This window comes from Mesorhizobium sp. M7A.F.Ca.CA.004.06.1.1 (assembly GCF_003999135.1).
GTDB lineage: Bacteria > Pseudomonadota > Alphaproteobacteria > Rhizobiales > Rhizobiaceae > Mesorhizobium.
The window spans coordinates 1-10690 of the sequence record NZ_RZPQ01000123.1 but is presented as its reverse complement, the minus strand read 5'-3'; the positions used below and the strand labels follow the sequence as shown (position 1 = coordinate 10690).

11 protein-coding genes are annotated in these 10690 nt (G+C 63.1%); 3 read left to right on the top strand and 8 right to left on the bottom strand.

What is annotated here, in order from left to right; genetic code table 11:
- Window positions 1-192, top strand: a 192-nt coding sequence (locus tag EN906_RS10505) for a thiamine pyrophosphate-dependent enzyme (protein ID WP_245484221.1), incomplete at its 5' end; no start/stop codon positions are given.
- A gap of 52 nt (window positions 193-244) precedes the next feature.
- Here EN906_RS10505 and EN906_RS10500 read toward each other — a convergent pair.
- The gene (locus EN906_RS10500; RefSeq protein WP_127271887.1) at window positions 245-688 is read right to left on the bottom strand and encodes a CHRD domain-containing protein; all 444 of its coding nucleotides are present in this window, start codon (window positions 686-688) and stop codon (window positions 245-247) included.
- A gap of 138 nt (window positions 689-826) precedes the next feature.
- Window positions 827-2110: a cystathionine gamma-synthase family protein gene (locus EN906_RS10495; RefSeq protein WP_127272547.1), complete on the bottom strand. Its 1284-nt coding sequence runs from the start codon at window positions 2108-2110 to the stop codon at window positions 827-829.
- 125 nt (window positions 2111-2235) lie between these two features.
- Between EN906_RS10495 and EN906_RS10490 the strand changes: the two genes are divergently transcribed.
- A complete protein-coding gene (locus EN906_RS10490; protein ID WP_127271209.1) occupies window positions 2236-2694 on the top strand; it encodes an Lrp/AsnC family transcriptional regulator in 459 nt (152 codons plus the stop codon).
- Window positions 2695-2745: 51 nt separating this feature from the next.
- On the opposite strand, the gene EN906_RS10485 is transcribed toward EN906_RS10490, so the two are convergent.
- The 4 genes from EN906_RS10485 to EN906_RS10465 all read right to left on the bottom strand — a co-directional run bounded on the left by EN906_RS10485 (window position 2746) and on the right by EN906_RS10465 (window position 6996).
- The gene (locus tag EN906_RS10485; protein WP_013894623.1) at window positions 2746-3717 is read right to left on the bottom strand and encodes an ABC transporter substrate-binding protein; all 972 of its coding nucleotides are present in this window, start codon (window positions 3715-3717) and stop codon (window positions 2746-2748) included.
- A 40-nt stretch (window positions 3718-3757) separates the two neighbouring features.
- On the bottom strand, window positions 3758-4912 hold the full coding sequence (locus EN906_RS10480; protein WP_127272549.1) for an ABC transporter permease: 1155 nt from the start codon (window positions 4910-4912) through the stop codon (window positions 3758-3760).
- Window positions 4909-5787 carry an ABC transporter permease gene (locus EN906_RS10475; RefSeq protein ID WP_127272550.1) on the bottom strand — a complete coding sequence of 293 codons (879 nt, stop codon included), beginning with the start codon at window positions 5785-5787 and terminating at the stop codon, window positions 4909-4911. Before EN906_RS10475 ends, EN906_RS10480 begins: the two co-directional genes overlap by 4 nt.
- 417 nt (window positions 5788-6204) lie before the next feature.
- Entirely contained in the window at window positions 6205-6996 is a 792-nt protein-coding gene (locus EN906_RS10465; RefSeq protein WP_127272369.1) for an ABC transporter ATP-binding protein, read from the bottom strand.
- 142 nt (window positions 6997-7138) lie between these two features.
- On the opposite strand from EN906_RS10465, the gene EN906_RS10460 reads away from it, so the two are divergent.
- Window positions 7139-7543 (top strand): cupin domain-containing protein, encoded by a 405-nt coding sequence (locus tag EN906_RS10460; protein WP_127270638.1) that lies wholly within the window; start codon window positions 7139-7141, stop codon window positions 7541-7543.
- A gap of 328 nt (window positions 7544-7871) precedes the next feature.
- On the opposite strand, the gene hydA is transcribed toward EN906_RS10460, so the two are convergent.
- Window positions 7872-9323 carry a dihydropyrimidinase gene (hydA, locus tag EN906_RS10450; RefSeq protein ID WP_127270636.1) on the bottom strand — a complete coding sequence of 484 codons (1452 nt, stop codon included), beginning with the start codon at window positions 9321-9323 and terminating at the stop codon, window positions 7872-7874.
- Window positions 9324-9385: 62 nt separating this feature from the next.
- A complete protein-coding gene (locus EN906_RS10445; protein ID WP_127272370.1) occupies window positions 9386-10636 on the bottom strand; it encodes a Zn-dependent hydrolase in 1251 nt (416 codons plus the stop codon).
- Between the last annotated feature and the right edge of the window lie 54 nt (window positions 10637-10690).

The window sequence follows — 10690 nt, the reverse complement described above, 5'->3', positions numbered from 1 at the left end:
AAAAACCCCGTTTTCGCGGCCTTGGCCCGCGCCTATGGCGGCCATGGCGAAACGGTCGACAAGACCGCCGATTTCGCTCCCGCCTTCGAACGTGCCCGCGCCAGCGGCAAGCCGGCGATCGTGGAAATCCGCCTCGACCCCGAAGCGATCACGCCGACGAAGACGATGACGCAGATACGCGACAAGGCGTAGTCCAAACAAAAAAAGAGGCGGTCGCCCGCCCCTTTTTGTCATGCGGCTTGCGCTACTTGGCGGTCTCGATCTGTCCGCGGATTTCGCCGTCCTTGTTGGCTGCCGTGTGCACGTTGACATAGTCCTTGCCGCCCATCAGGTCGGCGGCCTGCGCGTCGGTCAGCACGGCCGATCCCTTGATCGGGCTCTTGAGCTTGCCCTTGAACGGGATCGCCACCCCGGCGTTTTCACCCATCGCGGCTGGGCCGTGAATATGCCCGGCGGTCGCCGGCCCGCTCAGCCCGGAATATTTGACGTTCCAGCTGAGTTTCTTCGTGGCCGTGTCGAAGGTAAGAGCTGCGGTGCCCTTGCCTTTCGTGGTCACCGGCGGGTTCTGCTGGGCGCCGTCGAGCGTCGCTTTCAGCTTCACCGTCTCCGCCAGGGCCGGCGCTGCCGTAAGGAAGGACACCGAGATGGCCAGTGCCGAAAGCATCGGCGCCAAGGATTGGATACGCATGAGAATCTCCGTTTGCTGATGACATCCAGCCACGGCTCCCCGGCGCGCGGATGTATCGGCACAAGGCTTATAAGAGCGAATGGCTGCGCGCGAGTAACACTTACGTGCAGACTAATGGACCGCGCGATACCGGCGGCGTCAGACGGCTGCCAGCGCCTGCGTCAGGTCGGCGATCAGATCATCCGGGTGCTCCACGCCGATCGACAGCCTGACCGTGGTCTCCAGCACGCCGATGCGTTCGCGCACCTCGAAGGGTATGCCCGAATGGGTCATGGCCGCGGGGTGGCTGGCCAAGGATTCCGTTCCGCCCAGGCTCACCGCCAGCTTGAAGATCTGCAGGTTGTTGAGAAAGGCGAAAGCCGCCTTCTCGCCGCCCTTGATATCGAAGGAGAAGGTCGAGCCGGCACCAGTGCATTGCGCCCTGTAGGTGCGGCCAGCCGGCGTTTCCTCGCCCAGGAACGGAAGGTAATGCACCTTCTCGACCTTGGCATGGTCGCGCAGGAATTCGGCGACCAGGCGCGCATTGTCGTTGGCCCGCTCCATGCGGATCGACAGCGTCTCCAGCGAGCGGCCAAGCATCCAGCAGGAATGCGGGTCGAGCTGCGTGCCGATCGCGCCGCGCAGCGCCTTGATCGGCTTGGTGACCGCCTTGCTGCCCATGGCGGCGCCCGCGATGAGATCGGAATGGCCGCCGACATATTTGGTCAGCGAATAGACGGACACGTCGGCGCCATGTTCGATGGGCCGCTGGAAAACCGGGCCGAGCAGCGTGTTGTCGCACACGACGATCGGCGTCGACCCTTGGCTAGCGCCGATCTCGTCGGCGATCTTCCGCATCAGCGCGATATCGACCAGGCTGTTGGTCGGGTTTGACGGCGTTTCGATCAGGATGACCGACACGCGGCCCTTCGCGACGGCGGCGTCGGAGGCCGTGCGCACCGCTGCCTCATCGACGCCATCTACGAAACCGACCGCGCCGATACCGAAGCCGGAGAGCGTGCGCGTCAACAGCGTCTCGGTGCCGCCGTAAAGCGGCTGCGAATGAAGGATGACGTCGCCCGGCCTGATATAGGCGAGCAGCGTGGTGGCGATCGCCGACATGCCGGATGAAAACAGGATGCAGGCATCCGCCCCCTCATAGATCGCCAGCCGGTCCTCGACGATCTCGCTGTTGGGATGGTTGAAGCGCGAATAGACCAGGCCCGACGCCGTGCCGCTCGGCGGCTCCTTGCGGCCGGAGGTGTAGTCGAAGAAGTCGCGTCCTTCTTCCGCCGACTTGAACACGAAGGTCGAGGTCAGGAACACCGGCGGCTTGACCGCGCCCTCCGAAAGTTGCGGATCGAAGCCATAGCTCAGCATCAGCGTCTCCGGGTGGAGCTTGTGGTTGCCGATATGGGTTTTCGACGGGCGTGGCGCGGTCATGAGCTTTCCTGCCTGTTCGAGTGACATAGTGAACGGCAATTTATGCGATCCCGTTCCGCCAGTCCTTGCTATTTTTGGGCTCTCATGGCTGCATTCCCGCAACAAATTGCCCGGAGAGACGGAAAGTGCAGCAGAAGATAGCCGATGATTTCGACCGCAGGATCCTGCGCGAACTGCAGGCCGACGCCCGCATCACCAACAATGAGCTTGCCGAGCGGATCGGCCTGTCGCCGTCGCCCTGCCTGAGACGGGTGCGGCGGTTGGAGGAGACCGGCGTCATCAGGGGCTACACCACCCTGGTCGATCCCTCAGCCTTCGGCTGGAGCATGGTCGCCATCGCCACCATCCGGCTCAGCCGCCAGAACGAGGACGAGATCGTCATGTTCGAGGACGCGATCCGCGGCTGGGACGAGGTGCTGGAATGCCACCTCGTCACCGGTTCGCGCGACTATGTGCTGAAAGTAGTGACGGGAAGCCTCGAACAATACGAGCGCTTCATCAAGGAAAAGATCGCGCGGCTGAAATGCGTCGCCTCGATCGAGACCAGCTTCGTCATGAACACCATAAAGGAACGGCGCCTCTAGCATTTCTGCCGGAGGCGCCGTGTTGAAATATCTAGACGTTACCGAATAGGCTTACTTGACCGCCTTGTCCGTGATGGCGGTGGTGTAGGCGCCGGTCGGCTCCTTGGTGATGATCTTCTGGTCGAGCAACGCCTTGGCGGTGCGCTCGTAGGTCGCCGGGTCGAGCTTGCCGTCGGCATTGTCGATCAGCTTGGCGACTTCGCTCATCATGCGCTTCTGGTGGTTCTCGTCCTGGCCGCCGCCGTCCATGACGATGCCAGCGGCTTCGTCATTGTTGTCGATGGCGTATTTCCAGCCCTTCATCGAGGCGCGCACGAAACGCACCATCTTGTCTTCGAAGGCCGGGTCCTTGAGCTTGTCTTCGGACGCATAGAGCCCGTCCTCAAGCAGGTCGTTGCCCATGGCCGAGTAGTTGAACACGGTCAGCTGTTCCGGCTTGTAGCCGGCGTCGATCAACTGCCAGTACTCGTTGTAGGTCATGACCGAGATGCAATCCGCCTGCTTCTGGATCAGCGGCTGCACGTCGAAGCTCTGCTTCAAGACGGTGACGCCGTCCGGGCCGCCGTCTGTCTTGAGGCCGAGCTTGTTCATCCAGGCGTAGAACGGATACTCGTTGCCGAAGAACCAGACGCCTAGTGTGTGACCCTTGAAGTCGGCTTCGGTCTTGATCGGGCCGTCCTTCGGGCAGACCAGCTCCATGCCTGCCTTCTTGAACGGCTGGGCGATGTTGACCAGCGGCACACCCTTTTCGCGGGCGGCCAGCGCACCGCCCATCCAGTCGACGATGACATCGGCGCCGCCGCCGGCGATCACCTGCTCGGGCGCGATATCGGGACCGCCCGGCTTGATGTCGACGTCGAGACCTTCGGCCTCATAGAAACCCTTTGCCTTGGCGACATAGTAGCCGGCAAACTGAGCCTGCGTGACCCATTTCAGCTGCAACGTCACCTTGTCGGCGGCCATTGCCTGGAACGCGGCGAGCGACATCGCGCCGGCCAGAACGGGAATAATCAGTCTTTTCATTTTTTTACCCTCTGAAGTTAGTGCCCTAAACCCACCGCCCCTATCCACCACGGACAGAGGGATGCCAAAACGTGACGGCTCTTTCGACAAGAGCGACCACGCCATAAAAGACCGAACCCGCAAGTGCTGCAACTGCGATTTCGGCCCAGACCATGTCGATGTTCATCCGCCCGACCTCGGTCGAGATGCGGAAGCCCATGCCGACGACGGGCGTGCCGAAGAACTCGGCGACGATGGCGCCGATCAGCGCCAGCGTCGAGTTGATCTTCAGCGCGTTGAAGATGAAGGGAGCAGCGGCCGGCAGCCTGAGCTTCAGCAGCGTCGGCCAGTAGCCCGACGCATAGGTGCGCATCAGGTCGCGCTCCATATGGCCGGAGGCGGCCAGACCGGCGACCGTGTTCACCAGCATCGGGAAGAAAGTCATGATGATGACAACAGCCGCCTTGGACTGCCAGTCGAAGCCGAACCACATCACCATGATCGGGGCGACGCCAATGATCGGCAGCGCCGAGACCATGTTGCCGATAGGCAAGAGGCCGCGCCGCAGGAACGGCACACGGTCGGCGAGGATTGCGGTGATGAAGCCGGCGCCGCTGCCCACCACATAGCCGAAGATCACCGCCTTGAAGATGGTCTGCCGGACATCCGCGCCGAGCACCGGCAGCGAACCGGCGATGCGCGCGCCGATTGCGCTTGGCGGCGGCAACAGGATGAAGGGAATGCCGGCGCCACGCGTCACCGCTTCCCAGATGATCAGTATCCAGGCGCCGAAGATGGCCGGGATGATCAGGCGCAGCGCGGTGCGAGCCCAGCTTGCCATCGGGCGAAGGCCCGACAGGACGGCGACGCAGCGCCAGCCAAGCAGCCAGGCACCCGTGAGCAGCAGGAAATAGGGCGCCCGTGCCAGGCCCTCGAAGCCGGTGATGCCGCCAATCAGCAGCCAGGCGGCCAGATGCGCGCCGATGAAAAGCACAACCGCTTCGACGACGGACGGTATTCTGGCCATCGAGATCAAAGCAGCGAGAAGCAGCACGCCGAAGATCAGCCAGTTCGTCGCCACATAGGGATACATCAACGTCCCTGCGGGCTGCGCCAGTGCATCCACTTTCGGCGCGGCGATCGGGCCGAGCGCGACCGCGATCAGGCACAGCACGATCGCCGACACCGCCTGCCAGGAGGGTTTCAGCCAGTTCATGCCGGCCTCCCGCCCATGGCGCGGTCGACGAGGCGCCCGGCAATGCCGACAACCATGACCAGAAGTGCCGCCACCACAGACCCAGCAACCAGCGCAGACCAGATGTCGATGGACTGGCTGTAATAGGCGCCCGCCAAAAGCTTGGCGCCGATGCCGGCGACCGCACCGGTCGGCAATTCGCCGACGATGGCGCCGACCAGGCTTGCCGCCACCGCCACCTTCATCGAGGTGAACAGGAACGGCACCGAGGCCGGCACACGCAATCTCCAGAAGGTTTGCGCACGACTGGCATTGTAGGTGTGCATCAGGTCGAGATGCATGATCTCGGGTGAGCGCAGCCCCTTCACCATGCCGACAGTCACCGGGAAGAATGACAGATAGGTCGAGATCATCGCCTTCGGGATCAGGCCGCTGATGCCGATCGCCCCCAGCACGACGATGATCATCGGCGCCACCGCCAGGATGGGAATGGTCTGCGAGGCGATGATCCACGGCATCAGGCTGCGGTCGAGCGTCGCCACATGGACAATGCCGACCGCAATGATGATGCCGAGCGCGGTGCCGAAGGCAAAGCCGAGCAGCGTCGACGACAGCGTCACCCAGGCATTGTAGACCAGGCTGCGGTTCGAGGTGATAGGCCGCAGGAAGGTGTTCTCGAAGAAATTCACCGCCACCTGATGCGGCGCCGGCAATGTCGGCTTCGGCTGCGACAGCGTCTTGCCGATGAGTTCGCTGAACGTGGAGGTCTCACCGGCGCGACGGTCGAGATCGCGCTGGAACGGCGCGTTGAGGATGACAGCGAAGACATACCAGAGCACGACCACCCCAGCGAGGATCGAGGTGACGGGGATGAGTTTGTCGCGGAAGGTGTCCATTAGGTGCGCTCCCCTTTGCCCAACGGCAAAGAGCGGCCATACCCATTCTTCGTCATCCTAGGGCGAAGCAAGGAGCGAAGCGACGCGGCGCAGACCCTAGGATCCATGCCGTTACCTCTGTGCTCCACAACGGTGCGGAACAAGGCTCCCTGTGCCTCGCCCTGCTTGGCCTGTTTTCTCAACCGTTTTCGCCTTTCGGCCGGCGTCACGGCATGGATCCTAGGGTCTGCGCAGGCCGCTGCGCGCCTGCTCTGCCCTAGGATGACGAAGGGGTGGTTGACCGCTCCCTTTACGCACGCCGCCTCGCGGTGCCCTGGGATGACGAAGGCGCGGTGGGCCGCCCCCTCACCCGACCTCCGCTTCGCTCCGGCCACCCTCTCCCCGTTGGGGAGAGGAGGGAGCCCGTCGATTGCTCCCTCAATCATCATAGCTGTGCCCTGCCCGCAGCCCGTCGCGCACGCGCGCTGCGATCGCCAGAAACTCCGGCGTCTCGCGGATGTCGAGCGGCCGCTCTCTCGGCAGTGTCGATTCGATGATGTCGCTGACGCGGCCCGGCCGCGGTGACATGACGACGATGCGCGTCGACAGATAAACGGCTTCCGGAATGGAGTGGGTGACGAAGCAGATGGTCTTGTTGGTGCGTCCCCACAATTCCAGCAATTGCTCGTTGAGATGGTCGCGCACGATCTCGTCCAGCGCGCCGAACGGCTCGTCCATCAGCAGCAGGTCGGCATCGAAGGCCAGCGCACGGGCAATCGAGGCGCGCTGCTGCATGCCGCCCGAGAGCTGCCAGGGATATTTCTTCTCGAAGCCAGAGAGGTTGACGAGCTCGAGCGTGCGCTTGATACGCTCGCCTTGCTCCGCCTTGGACAGGCCCATGATCTCCAGCGGCAGCCCGACATTGCGCTCGATCGTCCGCCACGGAAACAGCGCGGCGGCCTGGAAAACATAGCCATAGGCGCGTTTCTCGCGCGCCTGCTCTGCTGTCATGCCATTGACCGAAATCGTCCCCGAGGTCGGCTTCTCCAGATCGGCGATGACGCGCAGCAACGTGGTCTTGCCGCAGCCCGAAGGGCCGATGAAGGAGACGAACTCCCCCTTGCCGATGGTGAGATCGACGTTTGACAGCGCCTGCACCGGCCCGTCATTGGTCTGGAAGGTCAGTCCGAGTTTGCTTGCCGCGACGACGGCTGGCGAAGTCCCCGTCATCGGCTGCCGCCTGCCTGTTTCCGTCCCTGCGGCGGCTGGAATCCGATTGCTTTTATCGCGATGTTGTTTTCCACTTATCCTGTCCCATTTGGCCCTGTCCCACTGACCTTGTCCCACTCGATCGACGCCCGGAGTTTCCCCGATGTCGCCCAAACCCACCTGTCATCTTATCCGCCCTGAAAGCACTTATGAAGGCAAGCAGGGATTGACCTATTTCGCCGGCATCGCCGCCGAGACCGTCGGCGCCTCCGGCATCTGCATGCACATGCTCACCATGCCGCCCGGCGCACGCGCCAAGGCGCATATGCATGAGAGCCACGAGACGGCGATCTACGTGCTCTCCGGCGAAGTCCACACCTGGTACGGCGACCGGCTCGAGCATCATATCGTGGTCAAGGCCGGCGACCTCTTCTACATTCCGGCCGGCGTGCCGCATCTGCCGGCCAATCTGAGCAGCGCCCCGTCTTCGGCCGTCATTGCCCGCACCGATCCCAACGAACAGGAAAGCGTCGTCCTGCTGCCGGAACTGGATGCACTGGTCGCCTGAAGCCGGTATCGACGGGCTAGGATCCCACCGGTCAATTGCCCGAGGTTTGCGCTGCCCCTCATCGCCCTGCCGGGCACTTCTCCCCGTATAGTGACGGGGAGAAGGACGATTTCGCGGAGGATTTCGCCAATCTCCGACGTTACAAAAAAGGGCGGCGAGGTTGCGTTCATCTCCCTTCTCCCCGTCAGTATACGGGGAGAAGGTGCCGGCAGGCGGATGAGGGGCGGCGCCGAGTTCGGCAATTATCGGCACTGCGACACATCCCCAAAGGCGGCGCCGTGTTTGTCGGCAATCATCCGTTTCTTGGCGTTCTTCGAGCCGCGCAAGCTCAAACCCCGGTCGCCGGGATGCCGGTGCGTTCCACCTTGCGCGGCGCGGAGATTTCCTTCCACGTCGACAGCGCCCGGTTGACCGCCGCATTCGGCTCGCGGCCAACGAACTCGCCATGACCGGGCTTGGCCTTGACCTCGGCCTCCTGGATCGACAGTTCGCCACGCGAGAACACGAACCGCGGCAGACCGGTCACCTCGAACCCTTCGAACACGTTGTAGTCGATGACAGACTGCTGCTTCTTCGAGGTGATCTTCTTCTTGCGCTGGGGATCCCAGACGACGATGTCGGCGTCGGCGCCCTCTACGATGGCGCCCTTCTTCGGATACATGTTGAGGATCTTGGCGATGTTGGTCGAGGTCACCGCGACGAACTCGTTCATCGTCAGCCGGCCGGTGTTGACGCCGGTGGTCCAGAGCACCGGCATGCGGTCTTCAAGCCCGCCGGTGCCGTTCGGAATCTTGGTGAAATCGCCGACGCCGTTGCGCTTCTGCTTGGTGCTGAAAGCGCAATGATCGGTCGCCACCACCTGCAGCGAGCCCGCCTGCAGGCCCGCCCACAGCGAATCCTGGTGTAATTTGTTGCGGAAGGGCGGGCTCATCACGCGGCGCGCCGCATGATCCCAGTCCTTATCGAAATACTCGCTCTCGTCCAGGGTCAGGTGCTGGATCAGCGGTTCTCCGAACACCCGCATGCCCTTCTGCCTCGCGCGGCGGATCGCCTCGTGGCTCTGCTCGCAGGAGACATGCACGACATAGAGCGGCACGCCGGCCATGTCGGCGATCATGATGGCGCGGTTGGTCGCCTCGCCTTCCACTTCGGGTGGCCGTGAATAGGCGTGGCCCTCGGGGCCGTTGTTGCCGGCAGCCAGCAGCTTCTGCGACAGGGCGGCAACGACATCGCCATTCTCGGCATGCACCAGCGGCAGCGCGCCGAGATCGGCGCAGCGCTGGAACGACGCATACATCTCGTCGTCATCGACCATCAGCGCGCCCTTGTAGGCCATGAAATGCTTGAACGAGGTGATGCCCTTGTCGACGACAGTGGCCATCTCGTCGAACACCTGCTTGCCCCACCAGGTGATCGCCATGTGGAAGGAGTAGTCGCAGGACGCTTTCGAGGTCTTGTTGTCCCACATCTGCAAGGCTTCGAGCAGCGACTGCTGCGGCGCCGGCAGGCAGAAATCGACCACCATGGTGGTGCCGCCGGAGAGCGCGGCGCGGGTGCCGGATTCGAAATCATCGGCCGAATAGGTGCCCATGAACGGCATTTCGAGATGGGTATGCGGGTCGATGCCGCCCGGCATGATGTAGCAACCGGTGGCGTCGAACTCGTGGTCGCCATGCAGGTCCGAGCCAATGGCGACGATCTTGCCGTGCTGCATCAGCACATCGGCCTTCCAGGTGCGGTCGGCGGTGACGATGGTGCCGTTTCGGATAACTTTGGTCATTAGCTGTTCCCTTGTTCTCTTCGCGCTTCTTTGCGAGCGTCGTTTGGAGGTAGATTCTAAGCTCACTCCATGATGACAGCCGTCTCCACCACCGCATGGAACAAAACATCGGCACCTGCCGAAGCCCATTCCTTGGTGATCTCCTCGGCCTCGTTGTGGCTCAAGCCGTCGACGCAGGGGCACATCACCATGGCGGTGGGCGCGACGCGGTTGATCCAGCAGGCGTCATGGCCGGCGCCGGAGACGATGTTGCGGTGGGAATAGCCGAGACGTTCGGCGGCATCGCGGATCACCTTGACGCAACCCGCGTCGAAGGTGACCGGATCGAAAGCGCCGACCTGCTCGATCTCGTAGCGGATGTCGAGCGCATCGCAGATCGTGTCGATGCCTTCGCGGATGCGGCCGTCCATGGCGTCCAGCACTTCCTTTTCCGGGGAGCGGATGTCGACGGTGAAGACGGTGCGCCCGGCGATGATGTTGCGCGAGTTAGGATAGACCTCCATGTGGCCGACCGCGCCGACGGCGTCCGGCTGGTAGTCCATGGCGATCTCATGCACCAGTTCGATCACCCGGGCCATGCCGAGCCCGGCATTGCGGCGCTTGGGCATCGGGGTCGAGCCGGTGTGGGCTTCCTTGCCGGTCAGCGTCACCTGGAGCCACTTCAGGCCCTGGCCATGAGTGACGACGCCGATGTCGATATCTTCGTCCTCGAGGATCGGACCCTGTTCGATATGCAGTTCGAAGAAGGCGTGGATCTTGCGATCGCCGACCTTCTCGCTGCCTTTCCAGCCGATGCGCTCGAGCTCCTCACCGAATTTCTTGCCCTGCTTGTCGACATGCCCGTACACATCGGCCTGGTCGAGCACGCCGGCGAACACGCCGGACGCCATCATCGCCGGCGCAAAGCGCGAGCCCTCCTCGTTCGTCCAGTTGGTGACGACGATCGGATGTCTGGTCTTGATCCCGAGATCGTTGAGCGAGCGCACCACTTCAAGCCCGCCCAGCACGCCGAGCACGCCGTCGTACTTGCCGCCGGTCGGCTGCGTATCGAGATGGCTGCCGACATAGACCGGCGGCAGGCTGGGATCGGTGCCTTCGCGGCGGGCAAACATCGTGCCCATTTCATCGACGCCCATTTCGAGCCCGGCCGCATCGCACCAGCGCTTGAACAGATGCCGCCCTTCGCCGTCTTCGTCGGTCACGGTCTGGCGATTGTTACCGCCGGCAATGCCGGGGCCAATCTTCGCCATCTCCATGATGGAATCCCACAAACGGTCTGAATTGATTCGCAGATTCTCGCCGGGTGCGGCCATGCTCTAAAACCTCATCGATTGCGGGGCGACGGCGTCCCCCTCCCCCTCGAGGGG

What these genes read in the sequence shown, in the direction of transcription:
- EN906_RS10500 (WP_127271887.1), bottom strand. Translation starts at nt 688, where the DNA reads ATGCGTATCCAATCCTTGGCGCCGATGCTTTCGGCACTGGCCATCTCG.
- EN906_RS10495 (WP_127272547.1), bottom strand. Translation starts at nt 2,110, where the DNA reads ATGACCGCGCCACGCCCGTCGAAAACCCATATCGGCAACCACAAGCTC.
- EN906_RS10485 (WP_013894623.1), bottom strand. Translation starts at nt 3,717, where the DNA reads ATGAAAAGACTGATTATTCCCGTTCTGGCCGGCGCGATGTCGCTCGCC.
- EN906_RS10480 (WP_127272549.1), bottom strand. Translation starts at nt 4,912, where the DNA reads ATGAACTGGCTGAAACCCTCCTGGCAGGCGGTGTCGGCGATCGTGCTG.
- EN906_RS10475 (WP_127272550.1), bottom strand. Translation starts at nt 5,787, where the DNA reads ATGGACACCTTCCGCGACAAACTCATCCCCGTCACCTCGATCCTCGCT.
- EN906_RS10465 (WP_127272369.1), bottom strand. Translation starts at nt 6,996, where the DNA reads ATGACGGGGACTTCGCCAGCCGTCGTCGCGGCAAGCAAACTCGGACTG.
- EN906_RS10460 (WP_127270638.1), top strand. Translation starts at nt 7,139, where the DNA reads ATGTCGCCCAAACCCACCTGTCATCTTATCCGCCCTGAAAGCACTTAT.
- hydA (WP_127270636.1), bottom strand. Translation starts at nt 9,323, where the DNA reads ATGACCAAAGTTATCCGAAACGGCACCATCGTCACCGCCGACCGCACC.
- EN906_RS10445 (WP_127272370.1), bottom strand. Translation starts at nt 10,636, where the DNA reads ATGGCCGCACCCGGCGAGAATCTGCGAATCAATTCAGACCGTTTGTGG.